This is a genomic window from Thioclava sp. PTB-PU3-1 (genome assembly GCF_055666785.1).
Genome location: NZ_JBVNVL010000001.1, coordinates 1,006,622 through 1,032,670, shown reverse-complemented (window position 1 = coordinate 1,032,670; position 26,049 = coordinate 1,006,622). Strand labels below are relative to the sequence as shown.

At 63.6% G+C, this 26,049-nt stretch carries 24 protein-coding genes; 18 read left to right on the top strand and 6 right to left on the bottom strand.

Going from position 1 to position 26,049, the window contains the following annotated elements; genetic code table 11:
* Positions 1–2 precede the first annotated feature (2 nt).
* Positions 3–818 (bottom strand): helix-turn-helix transcriptional regulator, encoded by an 816-nt coding sequence (locus tag ACZ7GB_RS04740; RefSeq protein ID WP_472157807.1) that lies wholly within the window; start codon positions 816–818, stop codon positions 3–5.
* Positions 819–945: 127 nt separating this feature from the next.
* Between ACZ7GB_RS04740 and ACZ7GB_RS04735 the strand changes: the two genes are divergently transcribed.
* From ACZ7GB_RS04735 to ACZ7GB_RS04680, 12 genes are all read left to right on the top strand, one after another.
* Positions 946–2,292 carry a glutamine synthetase family protein gene (locus ACZ7GB_RS04735; protein ID WP_472157806.1) on the top strand — a complete coding sequence of 449 codons (1,347 nt, stop codon included), beginning with the start codon at positions 946–948 and terminating at the stop codon, positions 2,290–2,292.
* Positions 2,293–2,366: 74 nt separating this feature from the next.
* Complete coding sequence (locus tag ACZ7GB_RS04730) at positions 2,367–3,476, top strand: ABC transporter substrate-binding protein (protein WP_158522092.1); 1,110 nt, start codon at positions 2,367–2,369, stop codon at positions 3,474–3,476.
* A gap of 62 nt (positions 3,477–3,538) precedes the next feature.
* Complete coding sequence (locus ACZ7GB_RS04725; RefSeq protein WP_472157805.1) at positions 3,539–4,627, top strand: ABC transporter ATP-binding protein; 1,089 nt, start codon at positions 3,539–3,541, stop codon at positions 4,625–4,627.
* Positions 4,628–4,630: 3 nt separating this feature from the next.
* A complete protein-coding gene (locus ACZ7GB_RS04720; protein ID WP_472157804.1) occupies positions 4,631–5,503 on the top strand; it encodes an ABC transporter permease in 873 nt (290 codons plus the stop codon).
* Positions 5,496–6,329 carry an ABC transporter permease gene (locus tag ACZ7GB_RS04715; RefSeq protein WP_078519941.1) on the top strand — a complete coding sequence of 278 codons (834 nt, stop codon included), beginning with the start codon at positions 5,496–5,498 and terminating at the stop codon, positions 6,327–6,329. The genes ACZ7GB_RS04720 and ACZ7GB_RS04715 overlap by 8 nt, the downstream gene beginning before the upstream one ends.
* A gap of 21 nt (positions 6,330–6,350) precedes the next feature.
* Positions 6,351–7,526: an iron-containing alcohol dehydrogenase gene (locus tag ACZ7GB_RS04710; protein ID WP_472157803.1), complete on the top strand. Its 1,176-nt coding sequence runs from the start codon at positions 6,351–6,353 to the stop codon at positions 7,524–7,526.
* 366 nt (positions 7,527–7,892) lie between these two features.
* Positions 7,893–8,963 (top strand): LacI family DNA-binding transcriptional regulator, encoded by a 1,071-nt coding sequence (locus tag ACZ7GB_RS04705; protein WP_078545697.1) that lies wholly within the window; start codon positions 7,893–7,895, stop codon positions 8,961–8,963.
* Between the two features lies 1 nt (position 8,964).
* Positions 8,965–10,227, top strand: a complete 1,263-nt coding sequence (locus tag ACZ7GB_RS04700) for an ABC transporter substrate-binding protein (protein WP_078545699.1) — start codon at positions 8,965–8,967, stop codon at positions 10,225–10,227.
* A gap of 68 nt (positions 10,228–10,295) precedes the next feature.
* The gene (locus ACZ7GB_RS04695; RefSeq protein ID WP_078545702.1) at positions 10,296–11,363 is read left to right on the top strand and encodes a carbohydrate ABC transporter permease; all 1,068 of its coding nucleotides are present in this window, start codon (positions 10,296–10,298) and stop codon (positions 11,361–11,363) included.
* A gap of 1 nt (position 11,364) precedes the next feature.
* Positions 11,365–12,243: a carbohydrate ABC transporter permease gene (locus ACZ7GB_RS04690; RefSeq protein WP_078519936.1), complete on the top strand. Its 879-nt coding sequence runs from the start codon at positions 11,365–11,367 to the stop codon at positions 12,241–12,243.
* 6 nt (positions 12,244–12,249) lie between these two features.
* A complete protein-coding gene (locus tag ACZ7GB_RS04685; protein WP_472157802.1) occupies positions 12,250–13,242 on the top strand; it encodes a levansucrase in 993 nt (330 codons plus the stop codon).
* Between the two features lies 1 nt (position 13,243).
* Positions 13,244–14,314, top strand: a complete 1,071-nt coding sequence (locus ACZ7GB_RS04680) for an ABC transporter ATP-binding protein (RefSeq protein WP_078519934.1) — start codon at positions 13,244–13,246, stop codon at positions 14,312–14,314.
* Between the two features lie 156 nt (positions 14,315–14,470).
* Here ACZ7GB_RS04680 and ACZ7GB_RS04675 read toward each other — a convergent pair whose 3' ends face one another.
* The 3 genes from ACZ7GB_RS04675 to otnK are packed head-to-tail and all read right to left on the bottom strand — an operon-like array spanning position 14,471 to position 17,312.
* Complete coding sequence (locus ACZ7GB_RS04675) at positions 14,471–15,364, bottom strand: NAD(P)-dependent oxidoreductase (RefSeq protein ID WP_078569684.1); 894 nt, start codon at positions 15,362–15,364, stop codon at positions 14,471–14,473.
* A 39-nt stretch (positions 15,365–15,403) separates the two neighbouring features.
* Positions 15,404–16,042 carry a 3-oxo-tetronate 4-phosphate decarboxylase gene (gene otnC, locus ACZ7GB_RS04670; RefSeq protein ID WP_078519932.1) on the bottom strand — a complete coding sequence of 213 codons (639 nt, stop codon included), beginning with the start codon at positions 16,040–16,042 and terminating at the stop codon, positions 15,404–15,406.
* Positions 16,035–17,312 (bottom strand): 3-oxo-tetronate kinase, encoded by a 1,278-nt coding sequence (gene otnK, locus ACZ7GB_RS04665; protein ID WP_472157801.1) that lies wholly within the window; start codon positions 17,310–17,312, stop codon positions 16,035–16,037. Before otnK ends, otnC begins: the two co-directional genes overlap by 8 nt.
* 198 nt (positions 17,313–17,510) lie before the next feature.
* Between otnK and ltnD the strand changes: the two genes are divergently transcribed.
* Positions 17,511–18,437, top strand: a complete 927-nt coding sequence (ltnD, locus tag ACZ7GB_RS04660) for an L-threonate dehydrogenase (protein ID WP_472157800.1) — start codon at positions 17,511–17,513, stop codon at positions 18,435–18,437.
* Positions 18,438–18,440: 3 nt separating this feature from the next.
* Positions 18,441–19,211: a 2-oxo-tetronate isomerase gene (otnI, locus tag ACZ7GB_RS04655; RefSeq protein ID WP_472157799.1), complete on the top strand. Its 771-nt coding sequence runs from the start codon at positions 18,441–18,443 to the stop codon at positions 19,209–19,211.
* A 19-nt stretch (positions 19,212–19,230) separates the two neighbouring features.
* On the opposite strand, the gene ACZ7GB_RS04650 is transcribed toward otnI, so the two are convergent.
* Both ACZ7GB_RS04650 and ACZ7GB_RS04645 read right to left on the bottom strand, forming a co-directional pair.
* The gene (locus ACZ7GB_RS04650) at positions 19,231–20,286 is read right to left on the bottom strand and encodes an aldo/keto reductase (RefSeq protein ID WP_472157798.1); all 1,056 of its coding nucleotides are present in this window, start codon (positions 20,284–20,286) and stop codon (positions 19,231–19,233) included.
* A 40-nt stretch (positions 20,287–20,326) separates the two neighbouring features.
* A complete protein-coding gene (locus ACZ7GB_RS04645; protein ID WP_472157797.1) occupies positions 20,327–21,010 on the bottom strand; it encodes an aspartate/glutamate racemase family protein in 684 nt (227 codons plus the stop codon).
* 431 nt (positions 21,011–21,441) lie between these two features.
* Between ACZ7GB_RS04645 and ACZ7GB_RS04640 the strand changes: the two genes are divergently transcribed.
* The 4 genes from ACZ7GB_RS04640 (at position 21,442) to ACZ7GB_RS04625 (ending at position 26,012) form a co-directional block, all read left to right on the top strand.
* Complete coding sequence (locus ACZ7GB_RS04640; RefSeq protein ID WP_075776414.1) at positions 21,442–22,404, top strand: ABC transporter permease; 963 nt, start codon at positions 21,442–21,444, stop codon at positions 22,402–22,404.
* Between the two features lie 167 nt (positions 22,405–22,571).
* A complete protein-coding gene (locus ACZ7GB_RS04635; RefSeq protein ID WP_078519926.1) occupies positions 22,572–23,504 on the top strand; it encodes a sugar-binding protein in 933 nt (310 codons plus the stop codon).
* 65 nt (positions 23,505–23,569) lie between these two features.
* Positions 23,570–25,072, top strand: a complete 1,503-nt coding sequence (locus ACZ7GB_RS04630) for a sugar ABC transporter ATP-binding protein (RefSeq protein ID WP_078519925.1) — start codon at positions 23,570–23,572, stop codon at positions 25,070–25,072.
* A gap of 46 nt (positions 25,073–25,118) precedes the next feature.
* Positions 25,119–26,012, top strand: a complete 894-nt coding sequence (locus ACZ7GB_RS04625; protein ID WP_472157796.1) for an NAD-dependent epimerase/dehydratase family protein — start codon at positions 25,119–25,121, stop codon at positions 26,010–26,012.
* The last annotated feature ends 37 nt before the right edge of the window (positions 26,013–26,049 follow it).

Sequence of the window (26,049 nt, the reverse complement as noted above, 5' to 3'; positions counted from 1 at the left end):
GGCTACCCAGATCGACGCTGCTGCAACTGACCTGCCACTGAACTTTCGTCCAGCGCCTTCAGGAACAGCGAGAAGAGCTGCGCCTGGGACGAGATCGACAGCTTCCGGTAGGCGTTCTTGCGATGGACCTTCACCGTCTCGTCGCTGATCTCGAGATTTGCGCCGATTGCGGTCGTTGAGTAGCCACGCAGCACCATCGCGATCACCTCGGTCTCGCGCGGGGTCAGAACGCCACCGGCAATTCGGTCGAGCAGGACCTGCAGTGGGGGCAGGGCGCTATCTGCCGGGGCGTCGCGCGCCTCGCGCGCTGCCGTGACGCCCCAATGGCCGCGCATCAGGGCTTCGATGACGGGGCCCACCTCGGCGAGACGCGCCCGCTCGCGCGCACTGAAAACCGGCTGGCCGCGTTCCCGGGCGAAGCTGATCACCGCGACCCGCTCCGGCCCGATCGCGGCGAAGATGCCGATCTCGTCGCGAATGCCGGTGCGGCTGTAATGCTTGGCGTAATATTCCGACTGGAAGAACTTGTCCGGCGCCATCTGCCGAAGCCCAGCCATCCCCGAGCGCCGCCGTTCGGTCTCGGCGTAGAACGGGTCGAGCAGATACGGGCCGGTGCAATAATCCCAGATCACGATCCGCGCCGCATCCGGCGGCAGATTGTGGTAGAGCGATTGCGGCGTCGCGTTGCCCTCATAGGCAAAGACCATGCAAATCTTGTAGGGAAACAGCGTCTCCGTCGCCCGGTCGAGCGTTCTGGCGAACTCTTCGGTCCCCATCGCAGTGATCGCATCGGCGATGCGCTCATTCCATCCTGACATCGTTCCCGGTCTCGCTTCGATCCGCGGCGCCCGTTGCGGGGAACGCGGCATACCCCTCGGGGGGTATTGGTAGGCTCAGCCAAGGCTCTAAGCTGAACCCGATCAGGAAAAAATGGAATGCTGCGGAATGCAAGCTGATACCCCCCATCATGTCGATATGCACGAAATGCTCGATCGGATCGGCGCGCAATATGTGCATATCGGGATTTTCGATCAGGACGGGATGTTCCGCGTCAAACGGGTCGCGCGCGCCAAGGCGGAGAAGCTGGCCCAAGGGGGCTACCCGTTCTGCGATGTGCTCTACAATTGGGACAGCGCCGAGGAAACCTATGGGAGCGGCGACTATACCGACGTGCCAGCGCAGCTTTTCCCCGAGACGGTGCGCGCGTGGCCCTTCGAGGGCGATCAGGCGATCTGCATCGCCGATTACGCGATGCCCTTTGGAGAGCGGTCGGGACGAAACCAGTTGATCCGCCAGCTCGAGAAAGCGCGGGACATGGGTTTCTCGGTCCATTCGGCTTTCGAGTTCGAGTTCAACCTGCTCGACGAGAACGCGGCGAGCCTGCGCGAGGGCGGGTTTGCCGAGCCCAAGCATTACGCGCTGGGCAACAAGACCTACTCGCTCGAGACGCTGGCGAATGAGCACGAGCTGCTCGATGGGCTCGTGGCGATGATGGAGAGCCTCGGGATCGGTCTCGACGCGCTGCATACGGAACTTGGCCCCGGCTGTCTCGAAGTGCCGCTGACCCATGCGCCCGGGGTCAAGGCCGCCGACGATGCCGCCTTGTTCAAGAACTTCGCGAAAACCTATTTCCGCCGCCACGGGCTCACCGCCTGTTTCATGTCGAAGCTGAATGAGAACCTCTCGGGGCAGTCCGGGCACCTGCATGTCTCGCTGCGCAACCTGACCGACAACAGTCCCGCCTTCGTCGATCCCAGCGATGCAGATGGGCTGAGCCAGACCGCCCGGCATTTCATCGCCGGGCTGGTCGCTCTGATGCCGGAGATGCTCGCGCTTTGCAGCCAGACGGTGAATGCCTATCGCCGGATGGTTCCGGGGATGTGGGCGCCCACTGCGGCCTCGTGGGCGATCCAGAACCGCACGGTCGCGGCGCGGGTGATGAATGACAGCCCCGATGCGACCCGCGTGGAATTCCGTGTGCCGTCAGCAGATACGAACCCGCATCTGGCTCTGGCGATGTGCCTTGGCGCCGGGTTGTGGGGGATCGAGAACGAGCTCGATCCGGGCCCGCCTGCTTCGGGCGATCAGTATCTTCTGGACCCGTCGCCCGACACCCGTTTCCCGAGCGATCTTGGCATGGCCGCCGAGCGGCTGAACGAAAGCAAAGTCGCTCGGGCGATTTTCGGCGACGTGTTCATCGACAGTTTCGTGCGCGCGCGGCGCCACGAATACGCTTCTTTCCTGCGCCATGTGAGCACTTGGGAACGGGAAAGATACCTAGAGGTCGTCTGAAACAAGAAAAGAAATCTGGCCTTGATCCAACCAACCGGGAGTAAAGAGAGATGACAAAGTCCAAGGGAATACCGATGTTTTCACCCAATCGCCGCACGTTCCTGCAAGGCATGGGCGCGGCAGGGCTCGCGGGGGCAGGGCTGATGCCGCGAAAGGCACATGCCGCCACGTCCATGAAATTCATGTGTTGGGAGGGCTATGACAGCCCCGACATCATCAAGCCCTTCGAGGAGGCGAACGACGTTTCGATCTCGATCGACCTCATCACCGACAGCCCCGGCGGTTTCGCCAAGCTCGCAGCGGGTGCGTGGCGTGACTTTGACGTGGTCGCAACCGACAGCCCGTGGGTGCAGCGTATGGGACCGGCCGATATCGGGGAATTTCTCGACGACGCCGAGTTCGCCGATGTCTACGAGAGCTTCTACCCGCAGTTCCGCGCCCCCTTCGCGCCGCTGGATTTCGACGGGAAGACCACCGGCCTGCCGACGCGCTGGGGTTGGGTCGGGCCGACCGTCAACACCAAGTATGACAAGCTCGAGAACTGGAGCAGCTACGCCCCCTGTTTCGATCCGGCCTACAAGGACAAGATCTGTGTGCTCGACTGGGGCGACTGGCCGATCATGCCGATGGCGCTCTATGCCGGGATCGATCCCTACAAGGAGCTCGACGACGCCGAGCTCAACGAGATCCGCCTCGTGCTGCGCGCGCTCTTCAAGAACACGCGGGCGATCGTCGGAGACCTGTCGGTCGCGCAGAAGGGCCTGATGGACGGCTCGTTCAGAACCCTGATCGGGGGCGGCACCTACTGCACCTCGGCGCTGCGCAAGGATGGTCAGAAAGAGATCATGTCGATCGTGCCGGAGCCCAAGGACGGTTTGAACCAGGGCATCATCTGGATGGAAGCGGGCGGGGTCGTGAAAGACCCGGTCGACGATGCCAAGGCCAAGGCTCTGCTGCGCGACCTGACCTCGCCGGAAGTGGCCGTCAAGCTCGCCTGGACGGAAGCGACCTGCAACCTCGTGCCCTCGCAGGAAGCCGAAGCTCTGTTCACCGACGAGCAGAAGGACGTGCTGCAGATGGATTACATGTGGGAGGCCTGGGACAAATCCCACTTCCACAACGTGGCGCCGAATATCGACCAGATGCTTGAGATCTGGTCTCAGGAACTGGCCGCCGCGCGTTGATCTCCCGATTTGCAAGGGCGGTTTCGCCGCCCTTGCTCCCTTTCTGAGACAGGAAGTCCCCCTTGGTTTCTCCCATCATCAAAGCCACCGGAATCGATAAATACTACGGCACCTATCGCGCGCTGACCGATATCTCATTGGAAGTCGCCAATGGAGAATTTCTGGCCCTCGTCGGGCCTTCGGGCTGCGGCAAGACCACGTTGCTCAAGATCCTTGCCGGTTTCGAGGACCTGTCGGCGGGCAGTCTCGTGATCGACGGGGAGGATATGACCGAGATCCCCGCCTCGGCCCGGCCGACGCGGATGGTGTTCCAGAAGCTCGCGCTTTTCCCGCACAAGACCGTCGCGCAGAATATCGGCTTCCCGCTGCATCTGGCCAAGCGTGCGAAGCCCGAGATCGACGCCGCCGTGCGCCGGATGTTGGAGCTGATGCATCTCAAGGAGAGCTACCTCAACCGCTACCCGCACGAGCTGTCGGGCGGGGAACAACAGCGCGTGGCGCTCGCGCGGTCGATGGTGTCGCAGCCGCCGGTGCTGCTGCTGGACGAACCGATGAGCGCGCTCGACGCGAAGCTCAAGAAATCCCTGCAGGCTGAACTCAAGCACCTGCATCGCCATGTCGGGACGAGCTTCGTCCATGTCACGCATGACCTCGAAGAGGCGATGATGCTCGCCGACCGGATTTGCGTCATGCGCGCCGGGAAGATCGTGCAACTGGGCGAGCCGTCCGAGATTTATTATCGCCCCGCGAATGCCTTCGTGGCCGGGTTCATCGGGGATACCAACCTGCTGCCCGCCAAGCTCACGCGAGAGGGCGATGCGTTCCGGTTCGCCTGCGACGTTCTCGATTGCGCAAACCCGATCATTGCTGCCGATCAGGTCGCGCCCGGTGTCGCGGCGGGGGCCGATGCGGCGCTGATGATCCGTCCGGAAATGCTGCGCCTGCTTGCGCCGGGCGAAAGCGCCGACTGCACCATCACCGGGACGGTGAACGAGTATTTCATCCGGGGCGCATCGATCCAATATCGGATCGCGGCGGCTGGAACCGAGATCGTGATGGATATCCCCGGCACCTCCACCTTGCCGGCGAAACAAGGCGATCCGGTGAAGCTCGGCCTTGCGCTGGGCGACCTGTTCGCCGTGGAGGCGTAAGCGATGGCCGAGATACAGAAAACCTGGCGGGACGGGGCATTGCGCCTGTCGACCTTGCCTCTGTTGCTGCTGATGGGGCTGTTCTTCGTGATCCCGCTGATCATGACGGCGCTCCTGAGCTTTCAGGGCACGCAATATTACCGGCTCGTCTGGACATGGGATCTGAAGGTCTGGACCGACGTGTTCAGCCAAGTCCATTACTGGACGATCATGTGGCGCACCTTGATGATGGCGTTGGTCTGCACGGTGCTCTGCACCATCCTCGCGATCCCGATCGCCTATGGCATGCTGCATCGACTGTCGCGCTGGTCCGACCATATCACCCTGCTGATGGTCTTCGCCTTTCTCACCGATGCGGTCCTGAAGACCTTCGGCTGGGTGCTGTTTCTCGACCGCTCCGGCGTGTTGAACGGCACGCTCGAGGCGATCGGATTTCCGCCAGCCGCCGTGAACGTGCTCTTCACGCCGAACGCGACGATGATCGGCATGGTCTACAACCTGCTGCCCTACACGATCTTCACTATCGCGCTCTCTATGGCGCGGATCGATGGAGATCTGGTGCTCGCGGCACGTGACGCGGGTGCGTCCCGGCTGCGCGCCTTCATCGAGGTGACCTTGCCGCTTGCCAAGCCCGGCATCTGGGCGGGGGCGGTTCTGGTGTTCGTGCTCAGCCTCGGCGTGTTTCTCGAGCCGAAGGTGATGGGGGGCGGGACCTCACCGCTCGCGGCGGAACTGATCCGCCAGAGTTTCGAGACCCGCGTGAACTGGCCCCTGGGGGCGGCGCTGACGCTCGTCCTGATAGTGATCGGGGCGGCGGCTTTGACGGTGGCCGGAGCGGTCGCGCTCTGGCAGGCGCGGAGGGTGGTAAATGACTGATCGCATGGAAAAGCGAATTGCGGATGTCCTGCTTTACGGCTCCGTGTTCGCCGCGCTGATTTTCTTCTACATCCCGATTGCTACGCTGGTTCTGTTCTCCTTCACCAAGAGCCGCTTCCTGTCCTGGCCGATCCCCGAATTCTCGACCCGCTGGTATGGCGAGTTGCTGGCGGATCGCGATTTCTGGTCCGCGCTTGGCAATTCGGCGCTTCTCGCGGTGCTCGCGACGGTCTTCGCGACGCTTCTTGGCATCGGGGGCGCCTTCGCCTGGAGCCGCTACAAGTTCCGCTTCCAATGGGGCTTTCGCATCCTGACCTTCGCGCCGCTTCTGTTCCCGCAGCTTTTGCTGGGCGTCGTGATGCTCTTGTGGTTCTCGGTGCTGGCCGGCTGGTTGAACATGTCGCCCGGGCTTTGGTCCGCGGTGATCGGGCATGTCATCTACATCACGCCCTTCTGCATCGTGATCATCTCGGTGCAGATGCAGGGCTATGACAACACGCTCGACTATGCCGCCGAGGATGCGGGGGCGACCCGCTGGCAGATCCTGCGGGAGATCACGCTTCCTCTGATCTGGCCGGGGATCTTCTCGGCCGCGATCTTCGCCTTCCTGCTGTCGTGGGGAAATTTCTACATCACCTACAGCCTCTCGGGCTCGACGCGCACGCTGCCGACCTTCGTCTTCTCGGGGATCGCCGTGGGTTCGTCCCCGATCTACCCGGCCCTCGCCACGCTGACCTTCATCCCCGCCTTGGTATTGATCTTCGCCGTCGACAGGTTGCGCAAACGCGCCGCCCGTCGCCGCCTGAGCGCAATTGCCGAGAGCTGATCACTTCGACAGGACCATCCCATGAGTGAATTCGATTTTGCGAGCCTCCACGCGCGCTGGAGTTTCCCGACGCAAGTCTGGTTCGGAGCTTGGCGCCTGTCCGATCTTCCCGCAGGCCTGGTGGAGATCGGTGCGACGGCCCCGCTGCTGATCACCGACAGAGGTCTCGCGACCTCTTCGATCGCAACGCAGGCGCTGGAGATCGTGAAAGCTGCAGGCATGGAGCCCGGGTTTTTCCACGATGTGCAGCCGAACCCCACTGTGGAAAATGTCATGGCGGGACGGGAGGTCTTGCGCAAAGGCGACCATGATTGCGTCATCGCGCTTGGCGGAGGCTCCGCGATGGATGCCGCGAAGGCCGTCGCGATGATGGCGGGGCAGTCGCGCCCCCTGATGGATTTCGAGGATGTCGGCGACAACTTCCGGCGCGTTCAGACCGAGGGAATGGTGCCTGTCATCGCGATCCCGACAACGGCAGGGACGGGTTCCGAATTCGGCAGATCGTCGGTGATCACCGATACCCAGACCCATCGCAAGGTCATCATCTTCCACCCCGAGATGCTGCCGGAACTGGTGATCCTCGATCCCGAGTTGACCGTTGGCCTACCGCCCACTCTGACGGCCGCGACCGGTATGGATGCGCTTTCGCATGCGCTGGAAGCCCTCTGTGCGCCGGGCTGGCACCCGATGGCCGATGGCTTGGCCCTGACGGCCCTGAAGATGATCGATGGGGCCTTGGCGACGGCCTATTGGGAGCCCGAAAATCTGGAGGCGCGCTCGAACATGATCGTCGCCTCCGCGATGGCCTGCACGGCCCTGCAAAAGGGGCTCGGCGCGGTGCATGCCTTGGCGCATCCCTTGGGCGCGCGCTACGATGCGCATCACGGAATGCTCAATGCGGTGCTGATGCCGCATGTGCTCCGCTTCAACCTGCCTGCCGTGACCGAACAGATGGCGACGCTCGCGCATGAATTGCGGCTCGAGGGCGACGATCCCGGCGCGGCGGTTCTTGCGTGGCTCGAGGCGTTGCAGGCGCGCATCGACATGCCTTCGACGCTGAGCGAAATGGGCGTGAAGGTTGATGACGGTGATATCCCCGACCTGATCGCCGATGCGTTGCGCGATCCCTGTGCCGGAGGCAATCCGATCCGTTTGGACGCGGAAGGGGTCGAGCAGATCTTGCGGGCAGCCCGCTGATTGCCGGCCTGCGGCGCAAGCGATCCTCAAGGCATGGGGGAGCGGCCTGTCGTCGCTCGGCGTCAATCTTGTCGTGCTGCCCGGCTACAATCGGCCCGAGAAAGATCGCGCGCGTGCGGGCCCTGCGCTTCACCTGCGCGGGAATATGCATTCCGAAGATATTGAACCGCTTATCGATCACCCGGACTTCGTGGTGGTGCTGAGGGCTCTGGGAGAGCTCCAGTTCGGGAGATCGCACTTCCAAGGCGCACGGGGCAGGGCCTAAGGGTCACATTCCAACTCAATTTGACATCGATGACATTTCTGATTATGACATCGATGTCTTTTGGGAGTCGCGGAGTTTTCTCTGCGTTGGAGGGGGCCGTCGTGTCGACGATTTACGATGTAGCAAAGCTGGCTGGCGTTTCGCCGAAAACGGTGTCGCGCGTCGTGAACGGGGATGCGCCGGTCGGCAAAAAGACCCGCGAGAAGGTGGAAACCGCCATTCGCGAGCTGAAATATGTCCCCTCGAGCGCGGCACGCATGATGCGCTCGAACCGATCGGGGCTGATCGGCGTCGTGACGGGGGCGATTTCGCGCACGGCCGAGCTGTCCGACCCCAAGGGGCTGCCCGATCTGTTCATCCTTCAGGGCATTCAGCAGGTCGTCGCCGAGCGCGATCTGACCTTGATGATCGCGGATACGGCCGGACAGATCGACAAGGTTCCCGCACTCCTGCGCACGTTTCAGGAGCATCGGGTCGAGGGGCTGATCTATGTCGCCGACTATCACAAGCGGGTGGCCTTCGAGACCGCGACACCGGCTTGCCCGCTGGTGCTCGCAAACTGCTACGACGCGCACGGAACCCCGGCGATCGTGCCCGACGACAAGGCCTGTGAGAAACGGCTCGTCGAGCGTCTGACCGCGCATGGCCACAGGCGCATTGCCTATCTGACATTCGATCCCGCGATGGATGCGGTGCCGCTTCGCATCGAGGGGTATCGCGAAGCGCTTGAAGCCGCGGGGATCGCCTACGACCCCGCGCTCGTATCGACAGGCTACCCGATCAACACCGAATTTCTGCACCGGTGGCTCGACGAGGCGCTCGACCGGATCCTCGCGCTGCCGGAACCGCCAACCGTGATCTGCTGCGGCAATGACGAGATGGCGATGCAGCTTTACGGATTGCTGCGCACCCGCGGCATCCGTGTCCCGGAGGATATCTCCATCGCCGGTTTCGATAATTACCGCGCGATCGCAGAGACCCTCTACCCGCCGCTGAGCACGGTCGAACTGCCCTATGCCGAGATGGGCAGGCAGGCGGCCGAGCTTTTGCTTTCCTTGATCTCGGAGGAGGCATCCCGTCCGCACGACCCCGTGCGGGTGGCGGGACGCGTATTCTGGCGCTCCTCTGTGACCGACCTCGAACTCGAAAGCCAGACATCCAAGGGAGGATGACATGAAACTATTGAATGTGACGGCCGGGGCGGTCATTGCCGCCACCGGGTTCTGCAGCGCTGCCTTCGCGACCACCGATCTGACGATGTGGTATCACGGTGCAGGCAACAAGGTGGAGAGCAAGATCGTCCACCAGATCATCGACGACTTCAACAAGAGCCAGTCGGATTACAAGGTCGCGCTGCAGAGCTTCCCGCAAAATAGCTACAATGACTCGGTGACGGCAGCAGCCCTCGCAGGCAACCTGCCCGACATTCTCGACATGGACGGGCCGATCATGCCGAACTGGGCTTGGTCGGGCTATCTGCAGCCGCTGCCGATCCCGGAAGATCACTTCAAGGATTTCCTGCCCGGCACCAAGGGCGTCTATGACGGCAAGCTCTACTCGATCGGGCTGTGGGACGCGGCGGTCGCGCTTTATGCGCGCAAGTCCACGATGAAAGAGCTGGGGCTGCGCACGCCCACGCTCGACAAACCCTGGACCAAAGACGAGTTCATGAGCGCGCTCGAAGCCGCGAAGAAGAGCGGCAAGTTCGACTACGCAATCGATCTGGGCATGTCGGACAAGGGCGAGTGGTATCCCTATGCGTTCCTGCCCTTCCTGCAGAGCTTCGGCGGCGGGCTGGTCAACCGCGAGACCTATGACACCGCAGAGGGCGTGCTCAACGGCGATGCCGCGATCGCATGGGGCAACTGGTGGCAGTCGCTGTTTACCGAAAAGCTGGCGCCCGGCACCAGCCAGGACCCGGCAGCCCATGAAACCGGCTTCATCGACGGCAAATACGCCTTCTCGTGGAACGGCAACTGGAATGCGGTCAAGACGATGGACAAGGTCGACGATGTCGAGTTCCTGCCCGCGCCGGACTTCGGCAACGGCTCCAAGATCGGCGGCGCGTCCTGGCAGTTCGGCATCTCGGCCAGCTCCAAGGCTCCCGAAGGTGCGGCGGAGTTCATCAAGTTCGCGACGCAGGACAAGTATCTGGCGGAGTTCTCGGATGCGCTCGGCCTGATCCCGGCCACCAAGTCGGCCGCGCAGATGACCAAGAACTACAAGACGGGCGGTCCGCTTGCAGTGTTCTACGGCCTGTCCGAGGCGCAAGCCGAGAAACGTCCGGTGACGCCCGGCTACGTCGTCGACTCCAAGGTGTTCCAGAAGGCCGCCGCGGATATCGCGGACGGGGCTGACGTGATCGACACGCTCGATTCCGCCACCGACCAGATCAACGCCGATATCAAGCGCAACGACGGCTACAAGAAGAACTGAGCCGCTGTGCCGCGGGGGCGCGCGATTGTCGCGCCCCCACCTCCAACTTCAGACCGGGAGACCGCGCCATGCGCTCGTCACTGACTTCCGCCAATCGGGCGGGATGGGCCTTTGCCCTGCCGGGCATCGTGCTGATCCTCGCCTTCATCATCACGCCTTTCTTTCTGGGCGTCGGCTTCTCGCTGACCAACCAGCGGCTGATCTCGCCCAATGCCACGCGTTTCGTAGGCCTCGAGAACTACCGGGAAATGCTCAACATCGCGGTGGTCGACCTTCAGGCCAAGACCGATAGCGCGGGCAAGACCGTCACCGATGCCGACGGGCAGGCCGAATTTCCCCGCCTGCGCTCCATCACGCGCAACCCCGACACGCCGCAATATCACGGCATGCAGGAATGGTTCCGCTGGGTCTCGGGCGACACGGCGCATGTGGTGATCGCAAGCGACGTCGTCTTCTGGAAAGCGCTGCTCAACACCTGCATCTTCGTGCTGATGGTCGCACCGATCCAGGCCGCGATCGCACTGGGTCTCGCGCTGCTGATTAATCAGAAACTGCGCGGGATCACGATTTTCCGCACCATCTATTTCATGCCCGTGGTGGTCTCGATCGTCGTCGTCTCACTGCTCTGGCGTTTCATCTATTCGGGGCAGAACGGGCTCTTGAACAACATGCTGTCCTTCCTGAGCTTCGGGCATTTCCAGCCCGTCGACTGGCTGGGCAATCCACATACCGCGCTTGGCGCGATCATCACGATGTCGATCTGGCAGGCGGTGGGCTTCCACATGGTGATCTGGCTTTCCGGGCTTCAGACGATCCCGCCCACGCTCTACGAGGCCGCAGCGATCGAAGGCTCGTCGAAATGGCAGACCTTCCGCTATGTCACCTGGCCGGGGCTGCGCCACACCGCCGTGCTGGTGCTAATCGTGATCACCATGCAGGCCTTCGCGATCTTCGCCCAGATCGACGTCATGACGAAGGGCGGCCCGCTCGACTCCACCCAGACGCTGGTCTTCCAGGCCGTGCAACGCGGCTACGGGATGCAGAACATCGCGGGTGGCTCGGCGATCTCGGTGATCCTGTTCCTGATCGTTCTGGTGATTTCGATGATCCAACGCTGGCTGACGAGGGAGCGCTGAAATGAGTGTCATTGGTTCCGATAACCGCAATCTGCGGCTGGGTGTGCGCTATCTCGTGCTGATCCTGATCGCGCTGATCTTCGTCCTGCCGCTGCTGTTCATGGTGATGTCCAGCTTCAAGCCCAGCGACGAGCTGCTGCGCGACACGTCGAGCCTGCGCGCCTTCCTGCCGGTGGGCCAGCTCAGCCTCGACAATTACACCGGCGCCTTCGAGCGCGCCCCGGTCGGGCTTTTCGTCTTCAACTCGATCTTCGTGACCGGGACGACGGTGCTGCTGTCGCTGGTGATCTGTTCGCTCGCCGGGTTCTCCTTCGTCTTCCTGCAATGGCGCGGGCGCGACGTGATGCTCTCGATCATTCTCGCGACCTTCATCGTGCCGTTCGAGACGATCGCGATCCCGCTTCTGCTGGAAGTGTCGAAACTGCCCTGGCTGGGGCTGGACGGGCTCAGCTGGGGCTGGCTCGACAGCTACCGCGTTCAGATCATCCCGTGGATCGCGGACGGGCTGACGATCTTCCTCTTCGTGCAGTATTTCAAAGGCCTGCCCGGCGAGCTGATCGAAGCGGCTCGCGTCGAGGGCGCAAGCTGGTTCCAGATCTATCGCCGCGTGGTGATCCCGCTCTCGGGGCCTGTCATCGCGACCGCCGCGATCCTGAAATTCCTGATCATGTACAACCAGTATCTCTGGCCGCTGATCGTGGTCCAGCAAGAGCAGTATCGCCCGGTAATGGTCGGCCTGCAGTATTTCTTCCAACTCAACCCCGCATGGGGGGAGATCATGGCTTACCTGACGCTGATCACGGTGCCGGTTCTCGCCTTCTATCTCGTGCTTCAAAAGGCGTTCATCGCCTCCATCGCCTCTACCGGCGTGAAAGGATAATCCGACATGGTTCTCGCACTCGATAAGCAATGGGTCTGGGACAGCTGGTATGCCCATGACGGCGAACGCTGGCATGCCTGGTTCCTGAAGGCCGACAAGTCCCTCGGCGATCCGGACCTGCGTCACTTCAACGTGAGCCAGGGCCACGCGGTCTCGGACGACCTGATAAGCTGGCAGCATCTGGGAACGTCGCTCGCACCGGCTCCGGCCCCGGCCTGGGACGATCTGGTCACCTGGACCGGGTCGGTGCTGCGCGACGATGACGGGCTGTGGCACCTGTTCTACACGGGCGGTCGGCAGTCTGAAGACGGGCTCTATCAGCGCATCGGTCATGCAACCTCGCATGATATGCATAATTGGGACCGCGTGGGCGACGGGCTCTGCCTCGACCTGACCGGCCCCAATGCCGCGCAGTACGAGGCAAAACATATGGTCGGTCACTGGCACGACCGGGCGATGCGCGATCCTTGGGTGATGCGCGACCCCGCAGGCGACGGCTGGCTGATGTATTTCACCGCCCGCGCCCCCGGCATCGAAGAGGCGAACGCGGCCGGGGCCATCGGCTTCGCCACCTCGCCCGACCTGATCCACTGGGACCTGCAGCCGCCGGTCTTCGTTGGCGGGTTCGGTCAGCTCGAAGTGCCGCAGGTCTTCGAGGAGAACGGGCGCTGGTATTGCCTGTTCTGCACCGCCGCCGAGCACTGGAGCCGCGCGCGGATCGCGGAAACCGGTATGACCCCGGTGACCGGCAACCACTACCTGATCGCAGACAACCCGCGCGGGCCGTGGCGGATCGCCCCGGGCTTTCTCGATGGCGCGAACCCGTGCCGGCGCTATGCCGCACGCATCCTCAAGACTGCCGAGGGTCTGGTGATCATGGGGTTCGACGACAACGGCCACGACCATTTCGTCGGCCAGATTCGTGACCCGGAGCCCGTTCTCGTGGACGCGGAGGGTTATCTGCACATCGACCCTGATGCCGAGCAGGGAGGGAAATGACATGGCAGACATCAAGTTGCGCGGGCTGCGCAAGAGCTATGGCGCCCATGAGGTCATCCGGGGCGTCGATATCGACATCGCCGATGGCGAGTTCTGCGTTTTCGTCGGCCCCTCGGGTTGCGGGAAATCCACGCTGCTGCGGATGATCGCCGGGCTCGAGGACATCTCGGGCGGCACGCTGGAGATCGACGGCGAGCGCGTCAATGACGTGCAGCCCCGCGAACGCGGCGTGGCGATGGTGTTCCAGAGCTACGCGATTTTTCCGCATATGAGCGTGCGCGACAACATGGCCTTCGGCCTCACCATCTCGGGCGCGTCGAAAGCCGAGAAGGCGGAGAAAGTGCAGCGCGCCGCCGAAATTCTGCAGATGGAGCATCTGCTCGACCGTCGCCCCAGCCAGCTCTCGGGCGGCCAGCGCCAGCGCGTCGCGATCGGGCGCGCGATCACCCGCAACCCCTCGGTCTTCCTCTTCGACGAGCCGCTCTCGAACCTCGATGCGGCCCTTCGGATGGACATGCGCATGGAGATCGGCAAGCTCCACAAGCAGCTGGGCGCGACGATGATCTACGTCACCCACGATCAGGTCGAGGCGATGACGCTCGCCGACAAGATCGTGGTGCTGCGCGACGGGCTGGTGATGCAGTCGGGCTCGCCGATGGAGCTCTATCACAACCCGGCCAACCGCTTCGTCGCAGGCTTCCTCGGCGCGCCGTCGATGAATTTCCTCGAGGTCGAAGTCCTGGAGGCCGACAGCGAAAACGCCAAGGTCGCGCGCCACTCCATGGACCCGATCGTCGTGCCCGTGCGCGGTCGCAAATTCGCCCCCGGCGACACCGCCCTGCTGGGCCTGCGCCCGCAATACGTCACCCCCAGCACGCCCGATGAGGGCGTCCTGCACGGTCAGGTATCGCTCGTCGAACGGCTGGGCAGTGAAACGGTCGTCGATCTGGCGATGACGGACGGCACGAGCCTGATCGCCGCCTTCAGCGAGGACAAGCAATTCGAACGCGGCGAACGGATCGATCTGGCGTTCGACCCCGCCCGGACGCATCTGTTCCACCCCGACGAGTGAGGAGTGCCCTCACCAGCCCCTGAGCCCATCCTCCCGATGGGCTCGCGGCGCGCCATGCACGAACATTCAAACCGGACCGCTCGGGCGGAGCCGATAAATGCTCAGCCCGACCATCTCTGGCCGGGCTGAAACGTCGCTTTCGGGAGGTGCGTGGGCTTAGTCGAGCCCGTTCGCGCGTGCTACGAAATCCGCGAGATGCGGCACGTAATCTTCAGAGCCGTCGCCACCGGTTGCCATCGCCATCGCGAAGGCGTTCTTGGCGGTGCTGGCGAGCGGGGTCGCGACGGTGGCGGCATTGGCCATCGTCTCGACATAGCGCAGATCTTTGTAGGCATTGGCGAGGGTGAACTTGTGCGCCTCGCGGTTGCCCTCGAGCGCGTAGCCCATGAAGGTCTGGTAGAAGCCGCAATCCATCCGGCCGCCCCGGATCACCTTGTCGAACTGCTCGATCGGAATGCCGACCTTGCGCGACAGCGCGAGGGCTTCGGAATAAAGCGCGGCATAGCCGAGAGAGATGAAGTTGTTGAGAAGCTTCATGCGGTGGCCGTCGCCCAGACTGCCCACGCGCACGATCTTGCCCGCCCAGGTGTCGATGACCGGTTCGATGCGTGCGAACAGCTCTTCATCCGCGCCGACCATGCAATCGAGCGTACCTTCCCAGGCCTCTTTCGGGGTGCGGCTGAGCGGTGCATCGGCATAGGCGACGCCGATCGCCTCCATGTCCTGTGCGAGCTTCATCGTCATGGTCGGTTCGCCGGTCGAACAATCAATGATCACGCTGCCTTCTTTCAGGCCCGGCGTCAGCTTCGCGACCGCCTCGGCGGCCTCGGGCGCGCCGGTGAGGCACAGGAAGATGATCGACGAACGGGCGGCGAGGTCTTCATAGGACGATGCTTCGGTCGCCCCGCGCGAGACCAGGTCCTCGATCGGCTTGCGGTTGCGGTGGGCGATCACGGTCAGCGGATAGCCTTTCTCGACGATGTTCTTGGCCATGCCGTGGCCCATCAGGCCGGTGCCGATGAAGCCGATGGTTTCCTGGGTCTTAGTCATTGGGTACTCCGCTTGGGTCGGTAGGTCGTGAAATTCGGGTCAGAGATTGAAGCGCTTGCGCAGGTCCGCGACCTGCGACTGGGTGAGCGGGCGGATCGCGTGGCCTTGCAGCGCGAGGAACAGCTTGGAGGTCTCCTCCAGCTCTTCGGCGGCGTATTGCGCGTTCGACAGGCTGGTGCCTGCGACGACGGGGCCGTGATTGGCGAGCAGAACCGAGTGATGCGCGCTGGCCAACGAGCGCACGGCCTCGGCCAGTTCGGGATCGCCCGGTGCGTAATAGGGGACCAGCGGCAGCTTGCCCACGCGCATCACGTGATAGGCGGTCAGCGGCGGCAGCACGTCCTCGGGGTCGATGTCGCGCAGGATCGAGACGGCCGTCGAATGGGTCGAGTGCAGGTGGATCACCGCGCCCGCCTCCTGACGCTCGTCATACATCGCGAAATGCAGGAAGGATTCCTTGGTCGGCTTGTCGCCCGAGACGAAGTTGCCGTCCCGGTCGAAGAGCGAGATCCGGGCTGGGTCGAGCGTGCCGAGCGAGGCATTGGTGGGCGTCATCAACCAACCGCCATCGGGCAGCCGCGCCGAGATATTGCCCGAAGACCCTGCGGTCAGGCCGCGATCGAAGAGCGAGCGCCCGATGGTGCAGATCTGGTCGCGCAGACGCGTTTCGTCAGACATGTTCGACCTCCGACTCCAGCAGGTCCCACGCCTTGAGGAAGAAATCCTCGGCGCCGAAATTGCCCGATTTGAGCGCGAGCGCGAGGCGCGGGCCGGACAGGCTCATCGTCCACGGCACGCCGGGGTCGATCTCGGGACCGATGTCGAGCAGGCGCACGCCGAGCGCCGTCGTCACCGCGCCCGACGTCTCGCCGCCCGCGATCAGCATCCGGGTGAACCCGGCGTCGCGCAGGCGTTCGGCGACCGCCGCCAGCGTGTCTTCGACCAGCGCGCCGGAGGCGTCTCGGCCCAGACGGGACTGGATCTTGCTGAGCTGCGCGGGATCGGCGCTGGAATAGATCAGGGGCGTGCTGTCGGCGGGCTGCGCGATGGCCCAGTCGGCGATCTCATCCGCGCTCTGTCTGCCTTCGGTCAGCGCCTCTACGTCGAGCGCGAGGCTCGGCAGGCCCGCCGCTTGCGCCGCCGCGATCTGGCCGCGGGTCGCGACCGAGCAGGAGCCCGCGAGGATCGCGCAGCGGCCCTCCGGGGCCGGCATCCGATCCGGTGCACTTTGCGCGTCGCTCTGGTCGCGAAGGGCTGCGGCCAGACCCAGACCGATGCCCGAGCCGCCGGTGATCAGCGGCATCTCCGCGCAGGCCGCGCCGAGCGTCATCAGATCCGATTCGTCGATCGTGTCGGTGACGACGATGCGGGTGCCAGCGGCGCGTGCAGCGTCGAGCGCTTTGCGCAGCGCGGCCTCTCCCTGCCGGATCGTGGTGATGTCGATGGAGCCCACTTTCAGCGCCGTCTGCCGCCCCAGAACCCGCACCAGATCGGGGTCGCGCATCGGGGTGAGCGGGTGATCTTTCAGCGGGCTTTCCGACAGCAGGCGGTCGCCCACGAAGAGGTGGCCCTTGTAGACCGTGCGCCCGGTCGCCGGGAAGGCGGGGCAGGCGATGGTCAGGGTCGCGCCGGTGAACTCCATCAGGGCCTCGGTGACGGGCCCGATATTGCCTTCGTCGGTGGAGTCGAAGGTCGAGCAATACTTGAACATCAGGCGCTGCGCCCCGGCTGCACGCAGGGCTTTCGCGGCCTGCAGCGACATCTCGACCGCGTCGGCTGCCGGAATGGTGCGCGACTTCAGCGCGACCACCACCGCATCGGCTCCCGACAGGTCCATTTGCGGCCCCGGCAGGCCGATGACCTGCCGCGTCTTCAACCCGCTGCGTGACAGCATCAGGCACAGGTCAGTGGCGCCGGTAATATCGTCGGCGACCGCTCCGATCAGCATGGAAATTCCTCCCTCGGTCCACAGATCGCCGATCGCCCCGACGGCTCGGGACGGCGATTTCACATAGCCCTTGCCAAGCCGTTGCAGCTCGGGCTAACGATGTAATGACAACGCTATCATTCCAGCAATGCAAGCGCAAGATGGACGCTGGGAGGGGGCGGAGTGAGATTAGAAATCGGCGATTGAGAGGTATTCCGCATGAAGTCACCCCAAGAGACGAAGGTCTGTGTCATCGGTCTGGGATCGATGGGCTTCGGCATGGCCGAGAGCTTGCTGCGAGACGGGTTCGCGGTGACGGGCGTCGATGTGAATGCCGATGCGATGGAGCGCTTCTCCGCCCTTGGCGGTGCGGTTGCGGCCGACCCTGCGACGGGTGCGCAAGATGCGGATCTGGTGATCGCCGTGGTCGTCAATGCCGACCAGACAGAGCAGGTGCTTTTCGGACCGGGCGGCGCCGTTGCGACCATGTCCAAAGGCGGCGTCGTGATGTCCTGCGCCACGATGGCGCCCGATCTGGCGCGCGTCTTCGCCAAGCGCTGCGCCGAGGTGGGCGTGGAGTATCTCGACACGCCGATCAGCGGGGGCGCCGTGCGTGCGGCCAGCGGTGAATTGACGATCATGGGCTCGGGGCCGTCCGCGACTTTTGCGCGCATCCGTCCGGTGCTCGATAGCGTCGCGGCCAAGGTCTACGAGCTGGGCGAGGAGGCGGGCACGGGCGCGGCCTTCAAGGTGGTCAATCAGCTTCTGGCCGGGGTGCATATCGCGGCGGCCTGCGAGGCGATCACCTTCGCCAAGGCGATGGATCTGGATCTGGAGAAGGTCTACGAGGTGATCACCGCCTCGGCGGGCAATTCCTGGATGTTCGAGAACCGGGTGCCGCATGTGCTCGAGGGCGATTACAGCCCGCGCAGCGCGGTGGATATCTTCACCAAGGACCTCGGGATCGTGGCGGATATCGGGCGGGACATGAAATTCCCGACTCCGATTGCAAGCACGGCGATGCAGATGTTCGTCATGACGGCAGCCGCCGGAATGGGGCGCGATGACGATGCCTCGGTGGCGCGGATGCTGGCAGATATCGCAGGGCTCGAACTACCCGGTGCCACCCCCGCGAGCGAGGGCTGAGCGATGCCGAAATTTGCCGCCAACCTGACGATGATGTTCACCGAGCACGATTTTCTCGACCGCTTCGCTGCGGCGAAAAAGGCAGGCTTCGATGCGGTCGAATATCTTTTCCCCTATGACCACCCGCCCGAGGCGATCGCGGAGCGGCTGCATGAGCACGGGCTGACGCAGGCGCTCTTCAATCTGCCGCCCGGCAACTGGGAGGCAGGCGATCGCGGGCTGGCGGCTCTGCCGGAGCGCGGAGAGGAATTCCGGGCCTCGATCGATACCGCGCTGCGCTACGCAGAGGCGACCGGGGTAGGGCGGGTCCATGTGATGAGCGGGCTGGCTTCACGCAAAGACGCGGCGGCGTTGAGCGCCTACCGCGACTCGCTGCGGCGGGTCTGCGAGGCGGCCGGGGCGCAGGGGCGCGACGTGGTGATCGAGCCGATCAACACACGCGACATGCCGGGCTATTTTCTGGATGATTTCAGCTTCGCCGCCGATCTGATCGCGGCGTTGGGGCTGCCCAATCTCAAGCTGCAATTCGACATCTATCACCGCCAGATCCTGCACGGTGACGTGCTGATGGGGCTGCGGGAGATGGCGCCGATCATCGGGCATGTGCAGATCGCTGCGGTACCGGATCGGCATGAGCCCGGAACCGGCGAGCTCGACGATACGCGCATCCTGCGTGAGCTGGACGCGCTGGGCTATGAGGGGTTCGTGGGCTGCGAATATCGCCCGGCGGGTCGGACCGAGGGCGGCCTCGGCTGGATGCGCGCCTTCGCCTGAGACGAAGGCGCGCCCCTGATCAGCTTTCGATGTAATCGCGATGCAGCGCCCAGTCGCCCGGGCTGAACCGGTCCGAGGCGAATTGCTGCTGGTGCCAGTAGGGGTAGATCACGGGCAGCTTGCTGACCTCGTGCAGGCGCTTCAGCTCGTCCTCGCTCAGCTCCAGATCCACGGCGCGGAAATTGTCGCGGAACTGCTGTTCGTTGCGTCCGCCGATGACGAGCGAGCTGACTGCAGGACGCGTCAGCAGCCATGCCAGCGCGACCTGCGCGGCAGAGACCCCATGCGCGTCGCCGATCTCGACCAGCGTGTCGACGATGTTCCACAGCTTCTCTTCGTCGCGGATCGGCGGCTCGGTCCAGCCTGCGAACTGACGCGAGCCTTCCGGAGTGTCCTTGCCGCGGCGATGCTTGCCCGACAGGAGGCCGGCGGCGAGCGGGCTCCAGACCAACACGCCCAGCCCCTGATCGACCGAGATCGGGAGCAATTCGTATTCTGCCTCGCGGGCCTCGAGCGTGTAGTGGATTTGCTGGGCCACGAAGCGTTCGCGTAGGCTCCGGTCGCTGACGCCGAGCGCCTTCATGATGTGCCAGCCCGAGAAGTTCGAGCAGGCGATGTAGCGGACCTTACCCTGTTGCACGAGCGTGTCGAGCGCCGAGACCATCTCCTCCATCGGGGTCACGCCGTCCCATTCATGCATGTGGTAGATGTCGATGTGGTCGGTGCGCAGCCGCTTGAGCGAGCGTTCGCATTCGCGGATCAGGTGATAGCGCGAGAAACCCTCGTCGTTCGGGCCATCGGCGATCCGCATCCGCGCCTTGGAGGAGATCAGCACGTCATCGCGCCGACCGTCGAGCACTTCGCCGAGGATCTCTTCCGACAGGCCGGTCGAGTACATGTTCGCGGTGTCGTAAAGGTTGATGCCGGCGTCGATGCAGGTGTCGACCAGCTTGCGCGCGTCGCTGACGCCTTGGGCGCCGACGGCCTTGAAGGCGCCTGCGCCGCCGAAGGTAAACGTGCCCATCGTGAGCACCGAGACCTTGAGCCCCGATCGTCCTAGGGTTCTGTATTTCATGGATATCTCCTCCTCTTGAGTATCGTTTCTTCAGGCGCGATCAGCGCGCCAGACGTCTTGCTGCATGGGCGATGCCCAGCGTCGGGCTGGTCAGGACCGGCGGGTCATCCGCGCTCGGTTCGAGCCGTTCGAGTGCGCGTGCCATCGAGGCCTGTGCCAGAACCACCACGTCGTTTTCGCGGGCGAGCCGGGCGATGCCTTCGGCCACCCGCGCGTCATGTCCCTCCCGGTCGCCCGATTGCAGCGTCTCGAAGGCGCCTTCGACGACCTCGCTCGTGATGGTGCTGTCCGCCCCGGCCTCGCGGCTGACGCGTTCGACCAGTTCGACGGTGGGTGTCAGGGTCGATTGCAGGGTTGCGAGCACGCCGATGCGGCGGCCTTTTGCGACCGCCTCCTGCGCCATTCCCTCGTCGATACGGATCAGCGGGACGGGACAGAGCGGTGCGATACGTTCGACCGCGCCGCCGAGGCTAGAGCAGGTCACGAGGACGGCTTCGGCCCCCGCATCGACCGCCGACCAGATCATGCCCGTCAGGCGTCGCGCCGTCATCGGGCTGACCGACCCCTCGCGGATCGTCAGGCGCAGAAGGCTCTCGTCGAGCATGTTGAACACTTTCCAGTCGGGCAGGTGCTTCTGCGCCAGACCTTCGAGTTCCGGGATCAGCCCGGCGACGGTGTGGATCATCGCCAGAGGGCGGGGTGATTCGTAGCTTTCGTCGGTCATGGGCGGGCTCCTTTGTTGCGGTCTGGGTGCTTTCGTCCCGTTGGCTATGACAGCGCTGTCATGTTTTGCGAGTATCACCACGGACCCGGCGCGATGACAAGCCGGAATGTCTCAAGACCCTTGTTTGAAACGCTTCGGCGGGGGTCGGAACTATGTTCCGCCGGGGAGGGCGCGTCGTTGCGACACCTGTCCTGAGACAAGTTTTTGTTATTTGCTGATTGACAAGTCGTCTTTGCAGTTCGCAATATGACAGCGCTGTCACAGGAGGAATGGCAGCGCTAGCATTTTCGGGCGTATCCCCGTCCGACCCGCCAGCCCCTAACCGACGCGATCGGTTCCGGGATGAGCGAGTGGAACGTCGGGGATGCGGAGAAGGGAGGGGCGTTTTGGCACTGTCGGAAAATTCGGTCACGCCATCGGAAAGGAAATCCATGCGAGTCCTGCATCAATTGCTTCAACTGCGTCACATGCGTGAATTCAACGTTCTGATCGCGTTGATCCTGATGGGGCTGCTGATCAGCCTGTTCACACCGTATTTCCTGACCGTGTCGAACCTGATGGGCGTGTCGCGGGCATTCTCGCTGACGGCGATCATGAGCATCGGCATGGTGATGGTCATCATCACGGGCGGGATCGACCTGTCGGTTGGCTCCGCGATGGGGCTTGCCGGTCTGATCACGGCGCTCTGTTTCGACGCGGGCTATTCGCAATATGCGGCGGTGGCTGCGGGGCTCGGTGTCGGGCTTGCCTTCGGGCTGACCAACGGGCTGCTGATCACTGCGATCGGCCTGCCGCCGTTCATCGCCACGCTCGGCACGCTGAGCATCGGTCGCGGCCTTATGTACATGATCACCCACGGCGTGCCGCTGACCCCGGAGACGCCCGAGAGCTTCAGCTTTCTGGGGCAGGGCTATGTCGGCCCGGTGCCGGTGCCGGTGGTCATCCTGCTCGTGCTGACGCTCATCTTCACGGTCATCATGACCCGGACCCGCTTCGGTCGGCACGTCTATGCCACGGGCGGCAACGAGAACGCGGCGCGTCTGAGCGGGGTGAAGGTCCAGCGGGTGAAGCTCGCGGTCTACGTCCTGTCTTCGACGATTTCCGCGCTGGCCGGCGTCATCGCCTTCTCGCGCTATCTTTCGGCGGAACCGGCGTCCGGCTTTGGCTCGGAACTTGAAGTGATCGCCGCGGCCGCAATCGGCGGGGCGAGCCTCGCGGGCGGTATCGGCTCGGTGCTCGGCGCGGTCATCGGGGCTGCCCTGATCGGTGAGATCGCCAACGGCGTCGTGCTGCTCAACATCAACACCTATGCCCAGCAGGCCATTACCGGCGGCGTGATCCTGATCGCGGTCAGCCTGGACGTGCTGCGCAATCGGATGGGCGGGCGCGGCTGAGCCGCGCCGTCCGGGAAGGAACAAGATCAAGAAGCCGGACCGCGTCTCGAAGAGGAGAGAGCGGCGCGAGATCCGGACGAAGAATGCCCCGGTGCGGGGCGTGAAACCGAAACTGCATCAACAACAGGGGCCCGCCGCGGTTGGTTGGGTCCGGAGGAGGAGACAAGATGCGTATTGCAATGAAAGCCGCCGCTGCGGTTCTGGCCCTGGCAACCGGTATGGGGACCGCAGCGTCCTATGCTCAGGACATCACCGTGGCGCTCGTGCCGAAAGTGGCCGTTCCGTTCTTCGACGACTGCAACACCGGTGGCGCGGAAGCGGCCAATGAACTGGGCGTGAAGTATCAGTGGGTTGTGCCCGCGAACACGCAAGGTTCGACGCAGGTCAAGATCATCGAGGACCTGATGGCACGCCATGTCGACGGGATCGGGATCTCGGTCAACGAGCCGAAATCGGTCGAAGGCATCATCAAGCAGGCCACCGATGCGGGCATCAAGGTCGTCACCTTCGACAGTGACAGCGCCAACAGCTCGCGCAGCATGTATATCGGCACGATCAACAAGCAGGCTGGCGTGACCATGGGCAAATCCATGGCCGAAGCGCTCGGCGGCAAGGGTGAAGTGGCGATCGTCACCGGTCAGCTCGGCGCCTCGAACCTGAACGAGCGGATCGACGGCGTGAAGGAAGCGCTGGCGGACTATCCCGACATCAAGCTGGTCGCGACCGAAGGCACCGAGGATGACCTCGCCCGCGCCGTGTCGGTGACCGAGGCGCTCCTGCGCGCCAACCCGAACCTCTCGGGCATCTTCGGCATCAGCCAGGTCGGTGGCCCGGCCGTGGCGAAGGTTCTCGCACAGCAGGAATTCGCGGATAAGAAAGGCCAGCTGAAGGTCTTTGCCTTCGACGATCTGCCCGACACGATCAAAGGCGTGAAGGAAGGCTTCATCGACGGCATCATGGTGCAGCGCCCGATCACGATGGGCAAGCTGGCGGTCGAGCATCTCGTGGCCCAGATCAAGGGTGAAGAGACCGACCCGCAGAACATCGACACCGGTGTGACCGTTGTGACTGCCGACAACCTCGACAGCTACACCAAGTAATCTCCGACAAGACCTGGGCGGGGCCAAACGCGGCCCCGCCCGACATTCTTCAGCCAGAGGCCGCGATGAAACCGTTTCTCGAAATGATCGGCATTTCCAAGACCTTTCCCGGGGTGAAGGCGCTGGACCACGTCGACCTGCATCTCAATTCGGGAGAGGTGCATGTGCTGGCGGGTGAGAACGGCGCCGGCAAGAGCACCCTGATGAAGATCATGACCGGCGTGCTGCGCGCCGATCCGGGCGGTGAGATCCGGGTCGAGGGCGAGCCCGTCGTCATCAAGAACCCGGTCCATGCGCGGTCGCTCGGTATCTCGATCATCTACCAGGAACTCGCGGTGGTGAATAACCTCACCGTCGCCGAGAACGTCTTTCTCGCGCGCGAGCCGCTGTTGCCCACCGGCCTGATCGACCGCACCAAGATGAATGCGGACACCCGCGCGGTGCTGCACGAGCTTGGCGTGGAAATCGATCCCGAAGCGATGGTCGGCACGCTTTCGATCGGCCAGAGACAGCTGATCGAGATCGCCCGCGCCATCTCCTACAATTCCAAACTCATCATCATGGACGAGCCGACCGCGTCGCTCAGCCACCACGAGGCATCGACGCTGTTGCGCATGTCGCGCAAGCTGGCCGCGCAGGGTGTGGGCATCGTCTTCATCTCGCACAAGCTCGAGGAAATCTTCGAGATCGCCGACCGCGTCACCGTGCTGCGTGACGGGCGCACCGTGGACACCCGGCCCGTGTCCGAGATGACGAGCGACCTGCTGGTGCGCCTGATGGTGGACCGTGAACTCGACCAGCTGTTCGGCCATCACATCTCCCACGCGACCGACGAGGTTCTGATGTCGGTCCGAAATCTCACCGAGAAGCGCGTGAAAGACGAAGGCGTCTTCGTACGCGACGTCGATTTCGACCTGCGTCGCGGCGAGGTGCTGGGCTTCTTCGGTCTGGTCGGCGCCGGGCGGACCGAAGTGATGGAGATGATCTTCGGCAGCCGCCCCCATAGCGGCGAGATTTCGATCAACGGCAAACCGACGCGGATTTCCTCTCCCTCGGACGCGATCGAGCATGGGCTCGGATTTGTGACCGAGGATCGGCAGTCGCGCGGGCTTGTCCTCGGCATGTCGGTGCGCGAGAATTTCTCGCTGACGCATCTGAGTGACTATTGCAGCCTCGACTTCGTGAACCGTCGCAAGGAAACCGCGGCCTGTGCGGATTACATCCGCGCGCTGGGCATCAAGACGCCGTCGCCCGAGCAGAAGGTGCTCAACCTGTCGGGCGGCAACCAGCAGAAGGTCGTCTTGGCGAAATGGGCCGCGCGGCGCCCCCAGATCCTGATCGTCGACGAACCGACGCGCGGGATCGACATTGGCGCGAAGGCCGAGGTCCACACGTTGCTGGGCAAGATGGCCGAGGAGGGAATGTCGATCATCGTCGTCTCTTCGGACCTGCCGGAGATTTTGGCGATCAGCGACCGTGTGATCGTGCTGAAGGAGGGGAAGATCAGCGGCGAACTGACCCGAGAGAACGCCACGCAGGAAAGCGTGATGCTGGCGGCGACCGGCTGAGGCCGTCCCATCGAACCAAATGTGAATGAACGAAACGGAGACTGAAATGACCAAGCGCGTAGTATTTACAGGCGGAACCGGCAAGGCTGGGCGTCATGCGGTGCCGCATCTGCTGAGCAAGGGCTACGATGTGCTCAACGTCGACCTCAAGCCGCTCGACCTGCCCGGCGTCAACACGCTGATCACCGATGTGACCGACAGCGGCGCCGTGTTCAACGCGCTCACCACCCACCACGATTTCGGCGGGTTCGAGAAAGGCGCGCCGCCGTCGCCGCCCGATGCGATCGTGCATTTCGCCGCGATCCCGCGCGTGCTGATCGAGCCCGACAACGTGACCTATCAGGCCAATGTCATGAGCACCTACAATGTGCTCGAGGCGGCAATGAAGCTCGGCGTACGCAAGGTGATCATCGCCTCGTCCGAGACGACCTATGGCGTGTGCTTCGCCGAGGGCGACAAGGATTTCCACTCCTTCCCGCTCGAGGAAGATTACGACAGCGATCCGATGGACAGCTACGGCCTCTCCAAGGTCTGCAACGAAAAGACCGCCCGCGCTTTCGCCGCCCGCTACGGTGCGGATATCTATGCGCTGCGCATCGGCAACGTGATCGAGCCGGATGAATACGGCATGTTCAAGGGCTTCCTCGAGGACCCGATGAGCCGCAAGCGCAACGCCTGGAGCTATATCGACGCCCGCGATCTGGGTGAGATCGTGCATCTGTGCATCGAGAAGGACGGGCTGGGCTATCAGGTGTTCAACGCGGTCAACGACACGATTACCGCCGATATGCCGACCACCGAGTTCTTGAAAAAATATTGCCCGAACACGCCGATCACCCGCGAGATGGGCCCCGACGAGGCGCCGATTTCGAACCGCAAGGCGCGCGAGGTTCTGGGCTTCAAGGAAGCGCATCCGTGGCGCAAATACGTGGAGGTATGATCGCCACGGTCCCCGCGATGTTTTTAGCGCCCATGCA